This is a genomic window from Marinimicrobium sp. LS-A18, assembly GCF_000463525.1.
GTDB classification, from domain to species: Bacteria; Pseudomonadota; Gammaproteobacteria; order Pseudomonadales; family Cellvibrionaceae; genus Marinimicrobium; species Marinimicrobium koreense.
The window spans coordinates 946,597-966,537 of the sequence record NZ_AWEP01000002.1 but is presented as its reverse complement, the minus strand read 5'-3'; the positions used below and the strand labels follow the sequence as shown (position 1 = coordinate 966,537).

The following is a 19,941-nucleotide window of genomic DNA, read 5'->3' as shown; positions in this document are numbered from 1 at the left end:
CCGAAACGTTACGTTCGCACTGCGGAGATGGGGTATAGCCTTGCGAGACCGTCACCCGCCTGGATGGCGGGTGATGAGCCCCCATGGATGGGTTCACGGCGTGTCTCGCAAGGCTATACCCCATCGGAGCATTATGATCGGAGCGCCTTTTTGGGGGAGCAAAGAGCGCCGATCGACTGGCGGTCAAACTAAAGTTACTGGCTCATGATCCAAGTGATCGGTATAATAATACTCGCTTTTCTGATCGATTTGATTTCATTAAAATCAATAAGTTACGCTCAAAACCTAAAGCTATAAATAACTTAAAATCGGCACAAGGACATCCTCCATGAACACCACCCGACACGCCCTGGCGCCTCTGAGCGCCGCACTGACCGCGCTGATTCTCTGGGGCTGTGAACCCGCTGAAGAACCGCAGCCGGCACCCGAAGCCTCCGGTAATGCCGCGGCCAGTGGAGTCGAGTACAGCGACCCGGACAATCCCGGTACCGCGTCCACGCCAGACAGCCATTGGCAGTGCCCGCAGGACGCCGGTCAGGCACCCTCGGGGACTCTGACTGCCGAGCGGATTCCGGGCTCCGCCACCACCCGGGAAGAAGCGGGCCTGTATGAAGGGCCGGTGTGGATTGGTGGGTCCCTGTACTTCTCCGATTTCACCTTTCAGGAAGGCTTCCCCTCGCGAGTCCAGCGCCTGACCGAAGAGGGCACCCTGGAAACCGCGCTGGAAAACAGCGGCAGCAATGGTCTGGCCGTGGATGCCGAAGGCTTTCTGATGGCCGCCACCCACGATGCCAAGGCCATCTCACGCTACGAGCTCTCTACCGGCGACCGGGAGATCGTCTGGGACGAATATGCGGACAGCCCGTTCAACTCCCCCAACGACCTGACCCTGACCCGCGATGGCGTGATCTATTTTACCGATCCGGACTTTCAGCGCTCGGCGGCGCCGGGTGGACAACCAAAGACCCGGGTCTATCGTATTGATTCCGACGGTGTGTCCGTGGTGGACGATACCCTGAGCAACCCCAATGGTGTCTCCCTGTCACCGGATGAAAAGACACTCTACGTCGCCGGCGGCGGCGAGCAGGGCGTGCTCAGGGCCTATTCGTTGGATGAAGACAGGCAGGTAACCGGGCAGCGGGATCTGGCCGAGGTGACTGTGCCCGACGGTACGGCGATTGACTGCCTGGGGAACATCTATGTCACCGAACACACCGAGCAGCGAGTGCGGGTGTTCTCCCCAGAGGGTGAATCCCTGGCGGAGATCCGTGTCGATGCGAATATCACCAATGCCGCATTCGGCGGCCCCGAGCGTCAGACGCTGTACCTGACCGGCGCGGGTACGCTCTGGCAGATTGAACTGGATGTAGCGGGATATCCTTATTGATATGGCAGTATTCAAACGGGTCAAAACCCCCTGTGTGGGTGTCTGTTCAACGGGCATCGGGGATAGTGTGTGCCGGGGCTGTAAGCGGTTTGCCCACGAGGTGATCGACTGGAATGCCTACGACCAGGAGCAGCGCTATATCATCGTCAAGCGCCTGGAGGCCTTTCTGACCCAAGTGGTGGCGGCACGCTTCGAGATTCTGGACGAAGCCGTTTTGCACGAGCAGATCCGCCACCAGCAGGTGCGGTTCAACGAAGATCGGGACCCGCACTGCTGGATTTTCGATCTGCTCAAGGCAGGGGCCAGCCAAATCCGTGAACCGGCGCACTACGGCCTGCGGGTGCGCCCCGAATGGCGGGCGTATTCTCTGCCCGAGCTGCGCGACCAGATCGATCACGATTATTACGAGCTTTCCTGCGCGCACTACGAGCGCTATATTGCCCCGGGTTTGGCCGCGGATGCGATGCAAAAAGCAGCGCAAAACACTTGAACTTTGTGATGTAAATGACTGATATAAAACCTATTCTTAATTTTCTTCAGTGCGAAACGCCGGATGCCTGGGTTCGCTGGGCGCTGGCCAATGAGCCGCTGCTGTTACTCGATCATGCCAATTGTGAAAAGAAGGCCGCGTCCACCGCGCTGACGCTGATGTACCGCTATGTGGGCGACTTCGAGATGATGCATAAGATGTCCCGCCTGGCCCGGGAAGAGCTGCGTCACTACGAGCAGGTGATGAGCCTGATGCAAAAGCGCGACATCGCCTACGGGCAGATTTCCCCCAGCCGCTATGCCTCGGAGCTGCGCAAACCGATCCGTACCCACGAGCCGGGGCGCTACGTCGATACCCTGATCGTGGGCGGGATCATCGAAGCCCGCTCCTGTGAGCGCTTCGCCAAACTGGCCCCGCACCTGGATGAAGAGCTGCAGGGGTTTTATCTGTCGCTGCTCAAGTCCGAGGCCCGGCACTTTCAGGACTACCTCAAGCTGGCCCGCAAGGCCGCCGGTGGGGAGTCCATCGATGCTCGGGTGGAGGAGTTTCTGGCGCTGGAGCGCTCGCTGATCGAATCGCCGGATGACACCTTCCGCTTTCACAGCGGCGTGCCCCAGGCCGCCTGAGGCACGCTATGCCCAAGCAACCGGTCACCGGCGACCGCAACTTTGACGATCTCGCCCAGCGTTTCGCCCGCAATGTCTACGGTGGGCTCAAAGGGCGTATCCGGCTCAGCGTGCTGCGCCGCGACTTTGGTCAACACTGGCCGTTTCCGCCTTTTGTGCCCGACACCGGTCGGCCGCCCCTGCGTATTCTGGATGCCGGCGGCGGGCAGGGCCAGTTTTCCCTGCCGCTGGCGCGGGCCGGGCATGCCATTACCCTGTGCGACCTGTCTGAGCAGATGCTGCTTGGTGCCCGGGCGGAAGCGGAGCAACTGGGGGTCAGCGATCGGGTGACCCTGGTGCAGAGCGCCATTCAGTCTCTGGACGACGCCTTACCAGAAGAGACTGAAGCCTTTGATCTGGTGATCTGCCACGCGGTACTTGAGTGGGTGCTGGATCCGGAAGCCCTGATCGATCACCTGATTCGCTGGCTCAAGCCCGGCGGTCACCTCTCCCTGTGCTACTACAACCTGCACGGCGCGGTGTACAAAAACCTGCTGCGGGCCAACTTCAAGAAGGTGGAGCGGGGGGATTACGGCGGGTTTCGGGGCAGTCTGTCACCCATCAATCCGCTCTATCCGGAGACGGTGGATCAGTGGCTGGCGGCGAGGCCGTTGGAGCGGCTGGCCACCAGTGGTATCCGAGTGTTTCACGACTACATTCTGGACAAGGCCCTTAGAGAGCAGGCACCGGACAAGGTGCTGGAGCAGGAGCTGCGCCTTTCGCAGTTGGAGCCGTACCGCTCGCTCGGGCGGTATATGCATGTATTGCTCAAAAAGCGGGTGACCTGAACACCATCAGCTCAGGCGTTTGAGTAACAGCTCTTTGGCCTCGTTGACCTTGGCCGCCAGATAGTCATTGCCGCCCCGGTCCGGGTGCAGCTTCTGCATCAGCTTGCGGTGGGCACCGATGATGTCCTCCCGGGTGAGCGTCTGTTCGTCGCCTTTCAGGCCCAGCGTGTCCATGGCTTCGCGTACATCCATGGGGCCGCTCGGCGGGCTGGCGGGGCCGGCCTGCTGCTGGCGCTGTTTCCACAGCGGGAAAAACTGCAGGCCCAGGGCAATGGCGGTTTTCGCCAGGGGGAGCAGGGCACCCAGCACGGCAAACAGCCAGTGGGCCCGCCCGGTGGCAACCATCAGAATCAGTCCCAGGCCGCCGCCCCACAGACCGAGGCGCCAGTACAGGCGCTTGCGCTCGGCCGGCGGCAGGCGCCGGATATGGGCCATGGCCGCCCAGAGGCCGATGATGACAATCAGGGCGATAAGCAATCGAAGCATAGTGAGCTCGTCCGGTCGCTGGAGCGCGACGTATTCAGTGGCGGCTATTATAGAGAGGGTGAGCGGCGGGTGATAGTGTTGGCGCGGCGGACCTGAGCGGCCCGGATGCGCTATAATCGCCGCCCTTTGAAGCCGAACCAACGAGGTGTTTTGATGCCACAATTCCGCCTGCCCGCCGAGTGGGAACCCCAGGATGCGGTGCTGCTGACCTGGCCCCATCGGGACAGCGACTGGGCGCCGCTGCTCGATGAGGTGATCCCGCTGTATGAGGGGCTGGTGACCGTGATTGCGGACTACGCGGACCTGATCATAGCCGTCCCGGAACAGGAGCTGGACGCCATACAGAGCCGCCTGGAGGCGATGAATGTGCCCATGGACAGCGTTCACCTGCGCCCGGCGCCGAGCAACGATACCTGGGCCCGGGACCACGGCCCGCTCACCGTGCTCGAGGGTGAGCGTCCGGTGCTGTTGGACTTTCAGTTTAACGGCTGGGGCGGCAAGTTTGCCCACGATCTGGACAACGGCATTACCGAGCGCCTGCATCGCGACGGCGCCTTTCCCGAGGTGGCGCTGAAGCGCCAGGATTGGGTGCTGGAGGGCGGTTCGATTGAGGTCGACGGGCGCGGCACGCTGCTCACCACCGAAGCCTGCCTGTTGAATGAGAACCGCAACCCGGGGTTGAGTCGGGAGGCCATTGAAACGCGTCTGAAGGAAGCCTTCGGGGTACGGAAAGTCAATTGGCTCAAGCACGGCCATCTCGAAGGGGATGACACCGACAGCCACATCGATACCCTGGCGCGGTTGTGCCCGAACAATGTCATTGCCTATGTCCAGTGCGATGACCCGGAGGACTCGCACTACGCCGAACTCAAGGCGATGGAGGCCGAATTGGCCCTGATGACCGATGCCGATGGTGAGCCCTACCAACTGGTGCCACTGCCCTGGCCAGGGGCGATACACAGCGACGACGGCCGGCGCCTGTCGGCCACCTACGCCAACTTTCTGATCATCAATGGCGCCGTTCTGGTGCCGCAGTATGACTGCCCCAGCGACGAGCAGGCCCTGGAGCAGGTGATGCAGGTTTTTCCCGGTTATCACATCTTCGGCATTCCCTGCTCGGTACTGATCGAGCAGGGGGGCAGCCTGCACTGTATTACCATGCAATTACCCGAGGGAGTTCTCTATGACCCAGCTTAACGTCGGGCTGATTCAGCACGCCTGCAGTGCCGACCTCGAATCCAACCTGCAGGCTTCCATTGATGGTATCCGCCGCGCGGCGGAGCAGGGCGCCCAGTTGGTGGTGCTGCAGGAATTGCACCGGGGTCTGTATTTCTGTCAGCAGGAGGACGTGGACGAGTTTGATCTGGCAGAGCCCATTCCCGGCCCCAGTACCGATCGCCTCGGCGCCCTTGCCCGCGAGCTGAACCTGGTGATTGTCGCCTCGCTGTTCGAGCGTCGGGCGCCGGGGCTGTATCACAACACAGCGGTGGTTCTGGAGCGCGATGGCACCATCGCCGGCACATATCGCAAAATGCACATTCCGGACGATCCGGGTTTTTACGAGAAGTTCTACTTCACCCCGGGCGATCTGGGCTTTCAGCCCATTCAGACCTCAGTGGGCAAGCTCGGAGTTCTGGTGTGCTGGGACCAGTGGTTCCCGGAAGCGGCCCGCCTGATGGCCATGGCGGGGGCGGAACTGCTCATTTACCCCACCGCCATCGGCTGGAGTCGGGAAGATGACCCCGAGGAGCAGGAGCGTCAGCGCCAGGCCTGGATCACCATTCAGCGCGCCCACGCGGTGGCCAACGGCGTGCCCGTGGTCAGCGTCAACCGCATGGGTCACGAAACCGATCCCGGCGGTGGCTCCGGCATCGACTTCTGGGGTAGCAGCTTTGTCGCCGGCCCCCAGGGGGAGTTTCTCTACCGGGGCAGCACGGACCAGGTGGAGCACGCCGTGGTCTCCCTGGATATGGCGCGCAGTGAGAAGGTGCGACGCATCTGGCCCTACCTGCGGGACCGGCGAGTGGATCACTACGGGGACCTGCTCAAGCTCTACCGGGATTGAGCCCCCGTGACCGAAAACCGCATTGCACTACGTCGGTGCAATGCCGAAAGACGACCTTTGACAATGCAATTCGGAGCGAACCATGGCATTACCGAAAATCGGCAATCTGGCCCCGGCTTTTACCCTGAACAATCAGAATGGTGAAGCGGTCAGCCTGAAAGACTTCAAGGGTAAACAGAACATCGTGTTGTACTTCTATCCCAAGGCCTCCACCCCGGGCTGCACCGTTCAGGCCTGTGGCATGCGCGATTCGCTCGCGGAACTGGCGCAATACGATACGGTCGTATTGGGAGTGAGTCCGGACAAGGAGCCGGCACTGCAGAAGTTTATTGCCAAACAGGGATTGACCTTTGACCTGCTGTCCGACCCGGAGCACCAGATCGCCGAAAAGTATGGTGTCTGGGGGTTGAAGCAGTTTGCCGGTAAAGAGTACATGGGGCTGATCCGCACCACCTTCATCATTGATAAAGAAGGGCGTCTGCGGGCCATCCCTGAAAAGTTCACCACCAAAAACCACGACCAGGTCATTCTGACCTGGGTTCGAGAGCATTTTGGAAGTGAATGACGCACGGGTTGGGCCAAATCGGAGTCGAGGGTGACTTTTACGGTATAAGATCAGGTTTTTAATAAAAATGTGATCTTAGTCCCGCTGAATGTCGGGTTTTTTGACTCCGTTAGCGACAATTGCGCTTTGATTGGCCTATACTAGAACTGTCTTGAGGTTGAGGGCCCAGCCCTCGAGGTACAGGGTTGACCGTCAAACCTCGGGACCGATCAGGGCTCAGGCATCGGCCTGTCCGCTGGTCGACAATAACGATCGCGCGAGCTCGGTTACTGGCGGCTTCGGTTGGCAGTCGCTCCGCGACCACCCAGCGTCATTAATTTTCAATGCCCAGAGTTTTTGGCAGAAGGAGAGGCCTGTATGATTCAGTTACAGCGTATCGACGATCGAATCAGTGAAAGTGCGGCACGCCCGTTCGCCACGCCCGGTGTCCGGTCTTATCATGAATATCTGGAGTTAGCGCGTATTCCCCCGGCAGAAGGGGTCGCCGCCAAGGTTCTGGATGTTCTGCACCGTCGCGTCGGTCAGGACCCTTTGGCAATTGATTACATTGCCGAGGATCTGGACCTGTCAAAACGGACTTTGCAGCGCCGTTTGCAGCAGCAGGGCGAAAACTTTGCCCAACTGCGGGACAGTCTACGTTTCCATTATGCGATCAAGTTTCTCATTGATCAGCATATGAGCGTTGATGCGGTATCCAAAGCACTGGACTTTTCGGACCGCACGAGTTTCACCAACGCTTTCAAGCGGTGGACCGGGCTTTCTCCGAGTGTCTTCCGCAAGCTGTTTCGCGATTACGCCTGACCACAGATTTGGCGATTGCCTCAGCCGTCCCCAGCGGCTGAGGCTTCTTGATTTTCACCGCTCAACCCCCTCCATGTAATTGCCTGCCCCGCGCAAACAGGGTAGAGTTAGCCCTTTTTCCGACCTAGAAGAATGAGGCTTGTTTCATGGATTTCTTTATTCCCGCCGCAATGGCTCAAGATGCTGCGCAACCCCAGGGTAACCCGATGGTCACTCTGCTGATGTTTGTGGGCCTGTTTGTGTTCATGTACCTGTTTATCATCCGCCCGCAGCGCAAGCGTCAAAAGGAGCATCAGAACCTGGTGTCCGCGTTGAGCAAAGGTGATGAAGTGGTCATGACCAGCGGCCTGCTGGGCAAAATCCTCAAGGTTGACGACAACTACATCGTTCTGGAAACCGGCGAAAACATTGAGCAGAAGTTCCAGAAGGTTGCGGTTCACGCCGTTCTGCCCAAAGGCACCATCAAGTCCATCTAATCCATGACTGACTCCTCCGCCATCCGTTCACTGGAAAGCTTTTTGAAGACCCTCAGTGACCTGGTGTGGGGGGAGTTCATGCTGGTGCTGATTCTGGGCACCGGTCTTTTCCTGATGGTGCGTCTCGGCGCCATGCCCCTGAGACGCATCGGCACCGCGTTCCGGCAACTCTTCCAGGGCCGCCAGGCTCAGGGTGAAGGGGACATCAGCGGCTTTAACGCACTCATGACGGCGCTCTCCGCCACCATCGGTACGGGCAACATCGTGGGGGTCGCCACCGCCATCGGCATTGGCGGCCCGGGTGCGTTGTTCTGGATGTGGTGCAGTGCCCTGGTGGGAATGGCGACCAAGTACGCCGAAGCGGTGTGCGCGGTCCAGTTCCGGGAAACCGATCACCAGGGGCGCCACGTCGGTGGCCCCATGTATTACATCAAGAACGGTCTGGGCAAGCGCTGGATGTGGCTCGGCGCTCTGTTCGCTTTTTTTGGCATGCTCGCCGGGTTTGGTATTGGCAACACGGTACAGGCCAACTCCGTTGCCGATGCACTGTCCGAGAGTTTCAACATCAGCCCCTGGATTACCAGTGTCCTGCTTATGGCGCTGGTGGGCGCCGTTCTGATCGGTGGTATCAAACGTCTGGCCAGTGTCGCCGGGAAACTGGTACCGTTCATGGCCATCGTCTACCTTCTGTCGGGGCTGGTGATTCTGGCACTTCACTTACCGGTGCTGCCGGCGGCCGTCCTGTTGGTGGTTGACTCCGCTTTCACCGGGACCGCGGCGACCGGCGGTTTTGCCGGCGCCACCGTGATGATGGCGATTCAGTTCGGGGTTGCCCGAGGGGTGTTCTCTAACGAGGCGGGCCTGGGTAGCGCGCCTATTGCCCACGCGGCGGCGCAGACCAACAGCCCGGTACGCCAGGGGCTGATCGCAATGCTCGGCACGTTCATCGACACCCTGGTGGTGTGCACTGTGACGGGCCTGGTGTTGATTGTCACGGGGGCTTGGCAGACGGGAGCCGAGGGTGCGGCCATGTCCCAGGAGGCCTTCGCATCGGTGATTCCCCAGGGGCAACATCTGATCGCACTGAGCGTCTCATTGTTTGCGTTCACAACCCTGTTGGGCTGGAGCTATTACGGTGAGCGCTGTGCCCAGTACTTGATGGGGGAGCGTGTGGTGAAGCCGTTTCGGGTGCTGTGGGTGCTGGCGATTCCGGTCGGCGCCAATATGAGCCTGGGTGTGGTCTGGATTCTTGCGGATATTCTTAATGGCCTGATGGCCATTCCCAATCTGATTGCGCTACTGGCGCTATCCGGTGTGGTGGTGGGTCTGACCCGCGAGTACTTCGCGCGCAAAAATACCGAGCCCCTCGGTCTGTAAACTTCTTGCAGACTACAGACAATTGTCCGGACGGGGCAGCCCGGCGATCTTGCTGGCAATCTTGGCCGGACTGGGCGGGAACAGTTTCATCAGGTAAATGCTGCGCCCTTTGTCCGCGCCGAGTTTTTGTCCCACCCGTTTGACCAGCGGGCGCATGGCGGGGGAGAGTTCGAACTCGCGGTAGAAGTCACGCAGGACTTCAATCACGTCCCAGTGCTCCGCTGTCAGGGTAATGTTTTCGCGACTGGCCAGCGCTTCAGCGACCGCCGGGCTCCAGTCCCCCAAGTCTTTCAGATAGCCTTCCTTGTCGGTGTTCAGCGTCTTACCGTCCACTGTCAGTGACATGTCAGTACCAGCTCTGGGTTGTGTTGTGCGCGACGGTCAGGGCCACGAATTTCTCATAGTCCGCGATCGACACCCCGTTCGCGATCCGTTCCAACAGGCCGCGAGCCTGGAGGTCCGCCTCCAGTGCATACACTTCAATCTGACGTTCGTGCAAGGCGTTCAGCGCATCCGCTTCCGGTGAAGCGGGCAGGGCGCCGTAGACACCGTCTTCAATCAGAAGCACCGCGTCCCCGGGTTGGCAGACATCAAGACAGGCGCGCAGGGTCCGGTGTTCAAACGGGGATTTATTGACAGTATGGAGTGTGCTCATGAAGAACGACCTTAAAAGCTGAGGAGTTGGTCCTGCTCGGAAAACAGGCGGCCTACCGCACGGTTGTCCAGCTCGATAAGGTTGTCCATGACCAGATCGGACATTACCAGACCCCGCTCAGTCAGTGAGGGGGTGTGTACATACAATCGTTCGACGTCGTAGAGCGGTAATGCCTGCAGGCTCGACGCCAGATTTTTCTGGGGAAGGGCGTCCGGAGACTGTTCCCGCACCAATTGAAAAACCCCGTCATTCATGAACAGGACGCCGACATCCTGGCCGAATACCGCGGTCGCCAGGAGCGCATCCAGGGCCTCACGAGCAGTGCTGCTACCGTAGGGGGCGTGGCGCATCACGAACAATAAGCGGCAGCTCATTTCCATCTCCTTTCCATCAGGCACCAAACGTGACGACCCGGTCGGCATGAACCGCGGCGTCCACCCACTGTCCCAGACCGCTCAAACTGAACTCCGGGGCGAGGTTCGCAACATCGTGCTCGTAACGGTCAGCCTCTTCCTGATTGAGAATGCCTCGACGCAACGCTGCGGCAATGCAGACGACCACATCGATGGCGTTCTCGCGGGCCAGGGTTCGCCATTCCTCCACCAGGTTCTGCTCATCCTGAGCGGGAGTGGCGAGCCTATTACCCATGGCCACTCCTTCCTGATAGAAAAAAACGCGATAGATGTCGTGGCCCTGGCGCAGTAGTGCCTGCGCGAAGTTCAGGGCGCTCTGGCTGGCCTCGGAGTTGAAGGGTGCGGCGTATATGGCGAGTGAGAATTTCATCAGCGCTGATTCCTGAAACAAAAAAAGCCCCGATCTACGGGGCTTTTTTCATGGTGGTGCGTCCCGCTTTACTCGTTGCTGGCACCGAGCAGGTGCAGCAGGCTGGTAAAGAGGTTGATGATCGACAGGTACAGTGACGTGGTCGCCATGATGTAGTTGGTCTCACCGCCGTGAATAATGGCGCTGGTCTGGAACAGAATCAGTGCCGACATTAGCAACACAATACCGGCAGAGAAGGCCAGGCTCAGGGCGGATACATCAAAACCGAACAGGGAGGCGCCGATCAGCAACAGCATACAGGCGATCATCACCATCATGCCGACCGCAACAAAACCGCGCAGGAAGCTGAAGTCCTTGCGGGTGGTCAGGGTGTAGCCGGACAGTCCGAGGAAAATGACCGCCGTGCCGCCCAGGGCCTGCAAAACGATGGAGCCGCCATTGGACATGGCCAGGTAATGATTCACGATGGGGCCAAGGCTGGCGCCAATCAGACCGGTGAACGCAAACACGACGCCCAGACCGGCCGAGGAGTTGGCGGTTTTGGGCAGTACGAACCAGACCAATACGATGGCAATGACGCTCATGATCAGCCCCATGCCGTGAGACATATTGATGGCCATGGCGATACCCGCGGTCACGGCACTGAAGGCCAGGGTCAGTGCCAGCAACATATAGGTGTTGCGCAAAACCTTGTTGACCTCAATGCTGCTGCCGATATCAGCACGGGCATTCTGGGTGTAGAGCTCTCGCATTGCTTTTCTCCATTGATGACAAATATTGCCTGACATAGATCATACTGGAACCGGCGGAAACTTGCCAAGCTTGTTGCATTAGATGGGGGCGGGTTGGGGGAGTTCTAGGGGGGGTGGTGTAAATATTTGTTAGTCGAACGGAGGGTTCTCACCCGTCCCTTTGGCCATAAAAAAACCCCCGCCATTGCTGGCGGGGGTTTTTATATGGCGGAAGGGCAGGGATTCGAACCCTGGGTAGGCTATTAACCTACGGCGGTTTTCAAGACCGCTGCATTCAACCGCTCTGCCACCCTTCCGAAGAGGGGCAAATTATACAGAGCTTTTTCTGTGGAGCAAGGGGAGGGCGGAAAAAAACTCAAGGATTTCGAAGACTTAGTAGTGATTGAAGAGCCAAAAAAAGGGCGCTCCCCGAAGAGAGCGCCCTTTGAACTTGCCGTTACGAGGTTTACTCGCTGGCGCTTGACTCAACCTCGGGAGCCTGCCGGTTGCGCGGGTCATTTGCCGGGCGCGCCAGAGGCCGTGGGTTGTGGCTTACCGCGGGCGGTTGCCGGGTATCCAGCGCCTGGGCTGCGGAGCGTTGACGATGCTCGGTCACGATCTCCGTCGGTACCTTGGGCTGGGGAGCCAGACGCGGATCATTGGTCGCCCGCGCCGACGAGCGGGGTGCGGGCTCCGGAGTCGGTGCGCTGACTTCCTGCGTCTCCTCTGCCGGCGCCTCAGCGGTTGTCGGCTCCTGAGTGTCGGCGGTGACGCTTTCTTTGCTTGCCTCGTCCTCGGCTAGCACATTTTCCTCGGGCGCTGCGGGCTCCGCCGGGGCGGCGGTATTGGCGGGCTCTGTGACCGGCTCTGGCGTGGCCGGCTGGACCGCTTTGGCAGAGACCTCGGCGTCGGTTTCAGCCGAGCCCGTGTCGGTTACCGGGCGGCCCTGGGGTGCCTCAGTATCCGTTGCGTTCTGCGCCGCTTTGGTATCGCTTTTTGTGGTGCTGCTTTCTGCTGTGTCGGCTGTCGGGGCAGCGACGTCCTGGGTTGGGCGAGGCTCGCCCACTTGACGCTGGCTGACGCGACGGGGCGCCTCTTCCCGAAGTTCCGCCGTAGCCGTTGGCTTGATGGTGGCTTCAGCGTCGGCGTCCTTCGGAGATTGAGGCTCCTCAGTGGTCGCGGTGTTGCGGGCCTCAGTGTTTCCGCGAGTGCGCCGCGCTTCGCGCTCTTCACTCTGGTCTGTGTCTGCCTGAGCCGTCACTGGTCCTGTGTCAGTGCGACGGGCCGACGTATCCGCCTTGGCGGGCTTGTCGTCGGTCGCATTGTCGCTGCGGGCCTCGGTGTCCGCCTTCTGGTCACGGTTGGCCCGATTGCTTCGCTCGGCCTTCACGTTGTCGGTGGTGTCCTGATTGGCGGCCTGAATTTCATTGGCCTTCTCGATCACCTCCTCCGGCAGTTCGCGGCGGTTGCGGCGACGGGGGCCGGAGCGGGTGCGACGTCCCGCCGGGCGCTTGGGTGGCCGGTTTTCCTGCTGCTCATTGGCGGCCTGGTCTTGTGCCGGCTCATTGACCTCGGCGGCCTCGGCTTTCTGAGGTGAGGCGTCTTTCGGCTGACCGTTATCACCGCGGTTTTCCGGCTTGTTGCCGGCGCCACCGCGACGGTTTCTGCCACCACGGGAGCGGCGGCCGCTGTTGCCTTCGGCGTTCTTGTCCTGCCCTTTGTCCTGAGTGTTGTCCGAGGCTTTGTCGGCGGCTTTGTCCTGACGCTTTTCAGGGCGACTGTCGCCATCGCGCTGGTTGCCGCGTTCATCACGACGACCACCGCGGCGGTTGCGGTTGCCACCCTCGCGACGTCGATTCTGGTTGCCGCCGCGACTGTGACGGCTGCGTTGATGGCCGCGACCTTTCGACGACGATGACTTCTTGTCCTCTTCATCACCCTTGAACAGGCCTACCAGCAGGGCGACAAAACGCTCCCACAGGCTGGGCTCTTTGGGTGCCACGGGCGTGGGTGCCGCTTCTGTGGGCGCGGCCGGTTGCACAGCGGGCTGGGGCAGGGGGGCCGGCTTGCTGCTGGTTTCCACTTCCTCTTCGCTGTGTTCGTCGGCGGTGGCGACAATTTTGTAGCTGGTCTCCAGCGTGCCCTCGTCGTCATCGCGCAGACGCTGAACTTCGAAGTGTGGCGTCATCATGTCGGCGTTCGGCACGACGACCACGCGGGTGCTGTTGCGCTGCTCGATGTTGGAAATGGTTTTGCGTTTTTCGTTGAGCAGATAGGTGGCCACAGAAACCGGCGCAATCGCGCGGATCTCGGCGCTGCGCTCTTTCTGTGCTTCTTCTTCCACCAGGCGCAGGATCGACAGGGCCAGAGAGCGGGTGCTGCGGATGGTGCCCTGACCGTTGCAGCGGGGGCAGACTTTCGAGTGCACTTCGCCCAGGGAGGGGCGCAGGCGCTGGCGCGACATTTCGAGCAGACCAAAGCGTGAAATACGGCCTACCTGAACGCGGGCCCGGTCCATGTTCAACGCGTCGCGCATGCGGTTTTCCACTTCCCGCTGATTGCGGGCCGGCTGCATGTCGATAAAGTCGATCACAATCAGGCCGCCCATGTCCCGCAAACGCAATTGCCGGGCGATCTCGTCAGCGGCTTCCAGGTTGGTCTGCAGGGCGGTCTCTTCGATGTCGCCGCCTTTGGTGGCGCGCGAGGAGTTGATGTCGATGGACACCAATGCCTCGGTCACATCAATGACGATGGAGCCACCGGAAGGCAGTTTGACTTCGCGCTGAAACGCGGTCTCGATCTGGCTTTCAATCTGGTAACGGTTGAACAGCGGAATGTCGTCGTTGTACAGCTTGACCTTGCTGCCGAAGTTGGGCATCACCTGTTGGATGAAACCGTTGGCCAGATCGAAGGCTTCCTTGTTATCCACGATCACTTCGCCGACGTCCTGGCGAAGGTAGTCGCGAATGGCGCGGATGATGACGTTACTTTCCTGAAACAGGAAGTTCGGTGCCGGGGCGCTTTTGGCGGCCTTGTCGATCGATTCCCACAGTTGCAGAAGGTAGTTCAGGTCCCATTGAAGCTCTTCCGCGCTGCGGCCAACGCCGGCGGTGCGAATGATGATTCCCATCCCGGAGGGGATTTCGACGCCGCTCAGGGCATCTTTGAGCTGCGCCCGGTCTTCCCCTTCGATGCGGCGGGAAATGCCACCGGCGCGGGGGTTGTTGGGCATCAGGACCAGGTAGCGACCCGCCAGGCTGACAAAAGTGGTGAGCGCGGCGCCTTTGTTGCCGCGTTCCTCTTTGTCGACCTGCACGATCACTTCGGTACCTTCTTTGACCACTTCCTTGATCTTGATGCGGCCCTCAACATCGTTGGGGGCTTTGCTGAAGTACTCGCGGGAGATTTCTTTCAGGGGGAGAAAGCCGTGGCGCTCGGCACCGTAGTCAACAAAGGCGGCTTCCAGGCTGGGTTCAACCCGGGTTATTTTGCCTTTGTAGATGTTGGCTTTTTTCTGCTCTCGATTGCGATTTTCGATGTCCAGGTCGTACAGCCATTGGCCGTCGACCAGCGCTACGCGCAACTCTTCGGGTTGAGTTGCATTAATGAGCATTCTTTTCATGCGTTACCTAATATAGTCGTCCGGGGCGCCAGGCCGACGGAATAACCAAGGTTAACGCTGTTGTGTTTTACAACCTTAGGACAGACCGGGCTCCAGGGTAGAGCCTGTCGGGGTTGGGGGCAGAGGCAGACGGCCAGCCACAAGCTCCGCCCGGCAAAGAGCCGGTCGGCGGAGGGGGCTGTCGGTTGCCTTGATCGTCATGCAATCCTGCTCCATGAAACTCTAGTTTTCTCATTTCGGCTTCAGGCGGTTCCCCGGGTCGAGCTGGGCTCGGCGGGGGGGTCCGCGTGGAATCTGGCAGTGCCGGTGTTGTGTTCGGGTGCCGAATCGTCACGTGGTATCTCTCGGGCCCGCCAGAAACCATCTTGGTCTGGACCCTATGTTCGCTGTGACGCCGGAAAATCACCTGGCCGGCAATGCGTAGAAATCAGAGTTCTACAAAAACACGTACAGTATCAACTATGGCTATCACGCGGTTGGCGCGATGGTCATGGGGTGCCCCGCAGGCCTTTCGGGCGTCGTTGCGGTAGCACCGGTTTTGTCAGTTCACTGGCCAACATCGGGGGGAGGTAAACCATCTCGCCTGGCCCGAAGTGGCCCTGTTGCTGTCAGCGGTATTTCCTCGCAACAGGCCTGATTTACGCTTACCTGTCCGGAAACCTGCCTGTCCCAGCAGCCCGGAATATAACAGTAATTGCAAAAAGCTTCAATCTGCCTTTGTTTTCGGGTCCGAGCCTGGCGCCGGGGAGTATCCCGTCGCGACCCGGCCCGGTTTGCGCTATCATGCGCGCCATGACTAAACCCTCCTCTTCCTCCCGGTCGGCCCCGCCGCCCCAGACGCCGCCCACTCAGGTTCAGTGGCTGACGATTGATGCCGACCAGGCCGGTCAGCGAATCGACAATTTCCTGATGGCTCGCCTAAAGGGGGTGCCCAAGTCCCGGGTGTACAACATTTTGCGCAAGGGCGAAGTGCGGGTGAATAAAGGTCGGGTCAAGCCCGATTATCGCCTGGTCTCTGGGGATCAGGTGCGCGTGCCCCCGGTGCGGGTGACCCAGAGTGCGCCCGCACCCAAGCCCAGCGATCAACTGGTTCGTCAGCTTGATAAGGCCATCCTGTTTGAGAGCGAGGGGCTGTTGGTGCTCAATAAGCCGCCCGGTCTCGCCGTTCACGGCGGGAGCGGTGTCAGTCTGGGGTTGATTGAGGTGCTGCGGCAGATGAGGCCGGAGGCCCGCTTTCTGGAATTGATCCACCGGTTGGACCGGGATACGTCCGGCTGCATTATGGTGGCAAAAAAGCGCAGTATGCTCCGCCACATGCAGGCGGCACTCAGAGACAAGAGTGCCAGTGGTGTCACCAAAATCTATCAGGCGCTGGTGCTGGGGCGCTGGTCCGAGCGTAAAACCAAAGTCGATGCGCCTCTGATGCGCCTGGAAATCAACGGCGACCGGATCGTCAAGGTGCACCCCGAGGGCAAGCCGAGCCTGACGCGGTTTCGGGTTCTGCGGCGCTTTGAGGGGGCGACCCTGGTCGAGGCGCATTTGATTACCGGGCGGACTCACCAGATTCGGGTTCATGCCCAGTCCGCCGGCCACAGTCTGGTTGGGGATGAGAAGTACGGCGATGATGAAGCCAATAGGCGTTGGCGGGCGAGGGGCGTAAAACGCCTGTTCCTGCATGCCGCGGAGCTGGGTTTTTACCTCCCGGACCAGTCGGACATGACGCGCGTGGTCGCGCCGCTGCCGGATGATCTGCAGGCCGTTCTGGCGCAAACGCCTCAGGAGTGACGCCAATCCGAATGAGGCTTTGAGTGTTTGATGGACGTTATAAAGAGGTATAAGCGTTGTTGTTGATTTTTGACTGGGATGGCACTTTGAGCGATTCCACCGGCCTGATTACCCGGGCCATGCAACAGTCGGCCGAGGATCTCGGTTGGCCGATCCCGGAAGCCGCTGCCGTGCAGAACATCATCGGGCTCGGTTTGCCCGAGGCGCTTCATCTATTGTTTCCGGATCAGGATGACGAGGGGCATGGCCTGCTGCGCGATCGGTATCGGTCGAACTATCTGCGTGCCGACCAGGCGCAGCCTTCCGAGCTGTTCCCCGGTGTGATGGAAACGCTGACCCGGCTGCGTGATGACGGGCATCAGATGGCCGTGGCGACCGGCAAAAGCCGGGTGGGGCTGGACCGGGTGTTGAAGGTTATGGGGCTTGATGGTTTTTTTCACGCCACCCGCTGCGCCGATGAGACCGCCTCGAAGCCGCATCCGCTGATGCTTCATCAATTGCTGGAGGCGTTTCGGGCCGAGCCGTCCAGCGCGGTCATGGTGGGGGATACCGAATACGATATGGAAATGGGGCGTCGAGCGGGCATGGATCGTATTGCCGTCAGTTACGGTGCCCATACGATCGATCGGCTGCATCCCTATGAGCCCGCCCTTTGCCTGGATCAGTTCGATGAGCTGCTCCGGTGGGATCGGTTGTAAGCTAACCGTCTCGGGTCATAGTTGGCATGAGCAAGGGGTCGAGACCGGCCTTTTGTAGCAACTCGGTCAGCCGGATCAGCGGCAGACCGATCAGTGCATTCGGATCATCGCCCTCCAGGCGCTCGAACAGGCAAATACCCAGCCCCTCCACCTTGAAGGCGCCGGCGCAGTCGTAGGGTGTATCCTGCCGCAGATACTGCTCAATCTGTGTCTCCGTCAGGGAACGAAAGTGCGCCCGGACGCTCTCGCACCGGGTTTCATCGGTACCGGTGCGGGCATCGAACACGCAGAGGCCGGTGTAAAAGGTGACCACCTTCCCGCTGGCCGCGCGCAGCTGTTCAACGGCCCTCTGGTGATCGCCCGGCTTGCCGAGGCACTGTTCGCCATCCAGGGTGGCCACCTGGTCCGAGCCAATGATCAACAGGTCTTGAGCTCCGGCGGGTGCCAGGGCGCGGGCCTTCATGTGGGCCAGGCGCCGGGCCAGAGCCTCTGGTGCTTCACCCGGGGCGGGGGTTTCGTCGACCTCGGGGGATGCGCAGGTGAAGGGCAGATTCAGCCGCTCGAGTAGTTGGCGTCGATAGGGCGAGCGGGAGGCCAATAACAGCTCTGGCATGGGTCAATCTCCGAAAAACAGTGACAATCGGCCAACATTTTAGCGGAAACCCCCGTCGTTGCGGCCTTTGGCCACTTTTTTCTTTGACACAGGCGGCGCTTATCCCTATTATTGCGCGCTTATGTTTTCAGCCCCCTTTGACAAGCCTCTGCCGCGTCAGGGCGACCCGCGCAAATTTGCGCAACAGGGCGTCCGGATCAGTGGCTATGTGCCGGTGGATCAACTGACCCGGATTCAGGATCTGCTGTTGGAAGAAGGGGCGCAGGCTCGCGTGGATCTGACCTTCGGGATCAGTGAGGCCGGTAAGCTGGTGGTTGAAGGTTCGGCTGCCGCTGATCTGGTGTTTACCTGCCAACGCTGCCTCGGTCCGGTGACCGTTGCGGTGGATGCGCAGATTGAGCTGGCACTGGTGCGCACGGAAGAGGAAGCCCGACAGCTGCCTCGCGCCCTGGATCCCTGGATTCTGCCGGAGGATGGAAACACGGACTTCTACACAATGGTAGAAGAAGAGCTATTGTTAAGTTTGCCGTCGGTGGCTTACCACGAGGCGCTGTGCATTGATGAGCAATTGCTCAGCAGTGGCGAGCCGGTGGAGCCGGAACCGACAAAAAACCCGTTTCAAGTTCTGAAGCAACTCAAGGGCTCGCCGAAATCGTGAGGCGCCCCGGCTTCAGTGGTATTGTCAACAGGAGATCATCATGGCCGTACAACAAAACCGTAAGACCCGTTCCAAGCGTGGCATGCGTCGCTCTCACGACGCGCTGACCGGAAAAGCGCTGTCAGTAGACCCGACGACCGGTGAAAAGCACCTGCGTCACCACGTGTCTGCCGACGGTTTTTACCGCGGTCGTAAAGTGGTCGACACCGGCAACGACGAGTAATTTCGGAGTCGCTGACTACTCAGCCATCCGGAAATGATTCGTATAGCGGTAGACGCTATGAGCGGGGACTTAGGTCCCCGCACTGCTATCTTGGCGGTGCTCCGATTGGCAACATCGGCCGCTTCCGGGGTTCGCTTTATCCTAGTGGGTGAACGTTCCGTTCTGGAGCGCTTGCTGCCCGCGACCCTCCCGTCCTCTGTCTCCGTGCATCATGCGCCATCCTGGGTGGCGATGGATGATGATCCGCGCGCCGCGCTTCGTCACGGGCGTGAAACCTCCATGTGGCGGGCGTTGGATCTGGTGCGCACCGGTCAGGCCGATGCCTGCGTCAGTGCCGGCAACACCGGGGCGCTGATGGCGATGGGCCGCTACCTTCTGAAAAGCCTGCCGGGCATCGAGCGACCCGCCATCTGCAAGGCGATGCCGGTGTCCCGTGGGCGAACCTGGATGCTTGACCTCGGTGCCAACCTTCAGGCGACGGCGGAGCAGCTGCACCAGTTTGCCCTGATGGGCGCGGTCCTCGCGACGCGGGAGCTGGGCCGGGATGCCGAAGTGGCCCTGCTGAACGTCGGTGTCGAGTCCGGAAAGGGCCCTGAGGTGGTGCAGGCCGCAAGCCGGCTGATGGCCGATGACCGCCGCCTGCACTATATCGGCTACATTGAAGGGGATGATATCTACACCGGGCGGGCCGACGTGGTGGTCTGCGATGGCTTTGCCGGAAACGTCGCGCTCAAGGCCAGCGAGGGTGTGGCGAAGCTGATTGGCGAGAAGCTGCGCTCGGGCATCCGATCGCGCTGGCGTTATCGCTTGGCGGTCCCCCTGTTGATGCCCCTGCTTCGCCGTTGGCGCACCGAGCTGGACCCGGGCGCCTACAACGGGGCCATTTTCCTGGGGCTCCGGCGACCGGTGATCAAAAGTCACGGCGGCGCTGATGAGGGGGCCTTTGCCGGAGCCCTGAATGTGGCCATAGAGCAGGTGCGCCGGCGGGTAACAGAACATATTGAAACCGAGCTCGCGGAGTCCTGACCGACGGCTGTGCTTCGTGGCTCTGGAAACAACATCATAAGAGGTGG

At 60.4% G+C, this 19,941-nt stretch carries 23 protein-coding genes and 1 tRNA gene; 15 read left to right on the top strand and 9 right to left on the bottom strand.

Features of this window, described 5'->3' with window-relative positions:
* Positions 1-328 precede the first annotated feature (328 nt).
* From N645_RS0104270 to N645_RS0104255, 4 genes are read left to right on the top strand one after another with little or no spacing between them, the layout of a single operon-like run.
* Positions 329-1,387: an SMP-30/gluconolactonase/LRE family protein gene (locus N645_RS0104270; protein ID WP_024460274.1), complete on the top strand. Its 1,059-nt coding sequence runs from the start codon at positions 329-331 to the stop codon at positions 1,385-1,387.
* Position 1,388: 1 nt separating this feature from the next.
* The gene (locus N645_RS0104265) at positions 1,389-1,877 is read left to right on the top strand and encodes a DUF1289 domain-containing protein (RefSeq protein WP_024460273.1); all 489 of its coding nucleotides are present in this window, start codon (positions 1,389-1,391) and stop codon (positions 1,875-1,877) included.
* Between the two features lie 14 nt (positions 1,878-1,891).
* A complete protein-coding gene (locus N645_RS0104260; RefSeq protein ID WP_024460272.1) occupies positions 1,892-2,503 on the top strand; it encodes a tRNA-(ms[2]io[6]A)-hydroxylase in 612 nt (203 codons plus the stop codon).
* Positions 2,504-2,511: 8 nt separating this feature from the next.
* The gene (locus N645_RS0104255; RefSeq protein WP_024460271.1) at positions 2,512-3,330 is read left to right on the top strand and encodes a methyltransferase domain-containing protein; all 819 of its coding nucleotides are present in this window, start codon (positions 2,512-2,514) and stop codon (positions 3,328-3,330) included.
* Between the two features lie 6 nt (positions 3,331-3,336).
* Here the strand turns inward: N645_RS0104255 and N645_RS0104250 are convergent, their stop codons facing one another.
* Entirely contained in the window at positions 3,337-3,816 is a 480-nt protein-coding gene (locus N645_RS0104250; protein ID WP_024460270.1) for a hypothetical protein, read from the bottom strand.
* A 153-nt stretch (positions 3,817-3,969) separates the two neighbouring features.
* On the opposite strand from N645_RS0104250, the gene N645_RS0104245 reads away from it, so the two are divergent.
* From N645_RS0104245 to N645_RS0104220, 6 genes are all read left to right on the top strand, one after another.
* Positions 3,970-5,013: an agmatine/peptidylarginine deiminase gene (locus N645_RS0104245; protein ID WP_024460269.1), complete on the top strand. Its 1,044-nt coding sequence runs from the start codon at positions 3,970-3,972 to the stop codon at positions 5,011-5,013.
* On the top strand, positions 5,000-5,881 hold the full coding sequence (locus N645_RS0104240; protein WP_024460268.1) for a carbon-nitrogen hydrolase: 882 nt from the start codon (positions 5,000-5,002) through the stop codon (positions 5,879-5,881). Before N645_RS0104245 ends, N645_RS0104240 begins: the two co-directional genes overlap by 14 nt.
* 82 nt (positions 5,882-5,963) lie before the next feature.
* Positions 5,964-6,446 (top strand): thioredoxin-dependent thiol peroxidase, encoded by a 483-nt coding sequence (gene bcp / locus N645_RS0104235; protein ID WP_024460267.1) that lies wholly within the window; start codon positions 5,964-5,966, stop codon positions 6,444-6,446.
* Between the two features lie 357 nt (positions 6,447-6,803).
* On the top strand, positions 6,804-7,247 hold the full coding sequence (locus tag N645_RS0104230; protein ID WP_024460266.1) for an AraC family transcriptional regulator: 444 nt from the start codon (positions 6,804-6,806) through the stop codon (positions 7,245-7,247).
* 146 nt (positions 7,248-7,393) lie between these two features.
* Positions 7,394-7,723, top strand: a complete 330-nt coding sequence (yajC, locus tag N645_RS0104225) for a preprotein translocase subunit YajC (RefSeq protein ID WP_024460265.1) — start codon at positions 7,394-7,396, stop codon at positions 7,721-7,723.
* A gap of 3 nt (positions 7,724-7,726) precedes the next feature.
* Positions 7,727-9,100, top strand: a complete 1,374-nt coding sequence (locus N645_RS0104220) for a sodium:alanine symporter family protein (RefSeq protein WP_238559197.1) — start codon at positions 7,727-7,729, stop codon at positions 9,098-9,100.
* A 12-nt stretch (positions 9,101-9,112) separates the two neighbouring features.
* On the opposite strand, the gene N645_RS0104215 is transcribed toward N645_RS0104220, so the two are convergent.
* The 7 genes from N645_RS0104215 to rne all read right to left on the bottom strand — a co-directional run bounded on the left by N645_RS0104215 (position 9,113) and on the right by rne (position 14,891).
* A complete protein-coding gene (locus N645_RS0104215; RefSeq protein ID WP_024460263.1) occupies positions 9,113-9,445 on the bottom strand; it encodes a TusE/DsrC/DsvC family sulfur relay protein in 333 nt (110 codons plus the stop codon).
* Between the two features lies 1 nt (position 9,446).
* Positions 9,447-9,755 (bottom strand): sulfurtransferase complex subunit TusB, encoded by a 309-nt coding sequence (tusB, locus tag N645_RS0104210; RefSeq protein WP_024460262.1) that lies wholly within the window; start codon positions 9,753-9,755, stop codon positions 9,447-9,449.
* Between the two features lie 11 nt (positions 9,756-9,766).
* Positions 9,767-10,129, bottom strand: coding sequence for a sulfurtransferase complex subunit TusC (gene tusC / locus N645_RS0104205; RefSeq protein WP_024460261.1), 363 nt, complete (start codon positions 10,127-10,129; stop codon positions 9,767-9,769).
* A 16-nt stretch (positions 10,130-10,145) separates the two neighbouring features.
* Positions 10,146-10,538 carry a sulfurtransferase complex subunit TusD gene (tusD, locus tag N645_RS0104200; protein WP_024460260.1) on the bottom strand — a complete coding sequence of 131 codons (393 nt, stop codon included), beginning with the start codon at positions 10,536-10,538 and terminating at the stop codon, positions 10,146-10,148.
* A 68-nt stretch (positions 10,539-10,606) separates the two neighbouring features.
* On the bottom strand, positions 10,607-11,290 hold the full coding sequence (locus N645_RS0104195) for a Bax inhibitor-1/YccA family protein (protein WP_024460259.1): 684 nt from the start codon (positions 11,288-11,290) through the stop codon (positions 10,607-10,609).
* A gap of 205 nt (positions 11,291-11,495) precedes the next feature.
* Positions 11,496-11,586, bottom strand: a tRNA-Ser gene (locus N645_RS0104190).
* A gap of 149 nt (positions 11,587-11,735) precedes the next feature.
* Entirely contained in the window at positions 11,736-14,891 is a 3,156-nt protein-coding gene (gene rne, locus N645_RS0104185) for a ribonuclease E (protein ID WP_024460258.1), read from the bottom strand.
* A 792-nt stretch (positions 14,892-15,683) separates the two neighbouring features.
* Between rne and rluC the strand changes: the two genes are divergently transcribed.
* Both rluC and N645_RS0104170 read left to right on the top strand, forming a co-directional pair.
* Positions 15,684-16,676: a 23S rRNA pseudouridine(955/2504/2580) synthase RluC gene (gene rluC, locus N645_RS0104175; RefSeq protein WP_051174317.1), complete on the top strand. Its 993-nt coding sequence runs from the start codon at positions 15,684-15,686 to the stop codon at positions 16,674-16,676.
* Between the two features lie 56 nt (positions 16,677-16,732).
* The gene (locus tag N645_RS0104170) at positions 16,733-17,374 is read left to right on the top strand and encodes an HAD-IA family hydrolase (protein ID WP_024460256.1); all 642 of its coding nucleotides are present in this window, start codon (positions 16,733-16,735) and stop codon (positions 17,372-17,374) included.
* A 1-nt stretch (position 17,375) separates the two neighbouring features.
* Here N645_RS0104170 and N645_RS0104165 read toward each other — a convergent pair whose 3' ends face one another.
* A complete protein-coding gene (locus tag N645_RS0104165) occupies positions 17,376-17,987 on the bottom strand; it encodes a nucleoside triphosphate pyrophosphatase (protein ID WP_024460255.1) in 612 nt (203 codons plus the stop codon).
* Between the two features lie 121 nt (positions 17,988-18,108).
* On the opposite strand from N645_RS0104165, the gene N645_RS0104160 reads away from it, so the two are divergent.
* The 3 genes from N645_RS0104160 to plsX are packed head-to-tail and all read left to right on the top strand — an operon-like array spanning position 18,109 to position 19,894.
* The gene (locus N645_RS0104160) at positions 18,109-18,645 is read left to right on the top strand and encodes a YceD family protein (RefSeq protein WP_024460254.1); all 537 of its coding nucleotides are present in this window, start codon (positions 18,109-18,111) and stop codon (positions 18,643-18,645) included.
* A gap of 40 nt (positions 18,646-18,685) precedes the next feature.
* Complete coding sequence (rpmF, locus tag N645_RS0104155) at positions 18,686-18,868, top strand: 50S ribosomal protein L32 (RefSeq protein WP_024460253.1); 183 nt, start codon at positions 18,686-18,688, stop codon at positions 18,866-18,868.
* 33 nt (positions 18,869-18,901) lie between these two features.
* A complete protein-coding gene (gene plsX / locus N645_RS0104150; RefSeq protein ID WP_024460252.1) occupies positions 18,902-19,894 on the top strand; it encodes a phosphate acyltransferase PlsX in 993 nt (330 codons plus the stop codon).
* Positions 19,895-19,941 lie beyond the last annotated feature (47 nt).

What these genes read in the sequence shown, in the direction of transcription:
- N645_RS0104270 (WP_024460274.1), top strand. Translation starts at nt 329, where the DNA reads ATGAACACCACCCGACACGCCCTGGCGCCTCTGAGCGCCGCACTGACC.
- N645_RS0104265 (WP_024460273.1), top strand. Translation starts at nt 1,389, where the DNA reads ATGGCAGTATTCAAACGGGTCAAAACCCCCTGTGTGGGTGTCTGTTCA.
- N645_RS0104260 (WP_024460272.1), top strand. Translation starts at nt 1,892, where the DNA reads ATGACTGATATAAAACCTATTCTTAATTTTCTTCAGTGCGAAACGCCG.
- N645_RS0104255 (WP_024460271.1), top strand. Translation starts at nt 2,512, where the DNA reads ATGCCCAAGCAACCGGTCACCGGCGACCGCAACTTTGACGATCTCGCC.
- N645_RS0104250 (WP_024460270.1), bottom strand. Translation starts at nt 3,816, where the DNA reads ATGCTTCGATTGCTTATCGCCCTGATTGTCATCATCGGCCTCTGGGCG.
- N645_RS0104245 (WP_024460269.1), top strand. Translation starts at nt 3,970, where the DNA reads ATGCCACAATTCCGCCTGCCCGCCGAGTGGGAACCCCAGGATGCGGTG.
- N645_RS0104240 (WP_024460268.1), top strand. Translation starts at nt 5,000, where the DNA reads ATGACCCAGCTTAACGTCGGGCTGATTCAGCACGCCTGCAGTGCCGAC.
- bcp (WP_024460267.1), top strand. Translation starts at nt 5,964, where the DNA reads ATGGCATTACCGAAAATCGGCAATCTGGCCCCGGCTTTTACCCTGAAC.
- N645_RS0104230 (WP_024460266.1), top strand. Translation starts at nt 6,804, where the DNA reads ATGATTCAGTTACAGCGTATCGACGATCGAATCAGTGAAAGTGCGGCA.
- yajC (WP_024460265.1), top strand. Translation starts at nt 7,394, where the DNA reads ATGGATTTCTTTATTCCCGCCGCAATGGCTCAAGATGCTGCGCAACCC.
- N645_RS0104220 (WP_238559197.1), top strand. Translation starts at nt 7,727, where the DNA reads ATGACTGACTCCTCCGCCATCCGTTCACTGGAAAGCTTTTTGAAGACC.
- N645_RS0104215 (WP_024460263.1), bottom strand. Translation starts at nt 9,445, where the DNA reads ATGTCACTGACAGTGGACGGTAAGACGCTGAACACCGACAAGGAAGGC.
- tusB (WP_024460262.1), bottom strand. Translation starts at nt 9,755, where the DNA reads ATGAGCACACTCCATACTGTCAATAAATCCCCGTTTGAACACCGGACC.
- tusC (WP_024460261.1), bottom strand. Translation starts at nt 10,129, where the DNA reads ATGAGCTGCCGCTTATTGTTCGTGATGCGCCACGCCCCCTACGGTAGC.
- tusD (WP_024460260.1), bottom strand. Translation starts at nt 10,538, where the DNA reads ATGAAATTCTCACTCGCCATATACGCCGCACCCTTCAACTCCGAGGCC.
- N645_RS0104195 (WP_024460259.1), bottom strand. Translation starts at nt 11,290, where the DNA reads ATGCGAGAGCTCTACACCCAGAATGCCCGTGCTGATATCGGCAGCAGC.
- rne (WP_024460258.1), bottom strand. Translation starts at nt 14,891, where the DNA reads ATGAAAAGAATGCTCATTAATGCAACTCAACCCGAAGAGTTGCGCGTA.
- rluC (WP_051174317.1), top strand. Translation starts at nt 15,684, where the DNA reads ATGACTAAACCCTCCTCTTCCTCCCGGTCGGCCCCGCCGCCCCAGACG.
- N645_RS0104165 (WP_024460255.1), bottom strand. Translation starts at nt 17,987, where the DNA reads ATGCCAGAGCTGTTATTGGCCTCCCGCTCGCCCTATCGACGCCAACTA.
- N645_RS0104160 (WP_024460254.1), top strand. Translation starts at nt 18,109, where the DNA reads ATGTTTTCAGCCCCCTTTGACAAGCCTCTGCCGCGTCAGGGCGACCCG.
- rpmF (WP_024460253.1), top strand. Translation starts at nt 18,686, where the DNA reads ATGGCCGTACAACAAAACCGTAAGACCCGTTCCAAGCGTGGCATGCGT.
- plsX (WP_024460252.1), top strand. Translation starts at nt 18,902, where the DNA reads ATGATTCGTATAGCGGTAGACGCTATGAGCGGGGACTTAGGTCCCCGC.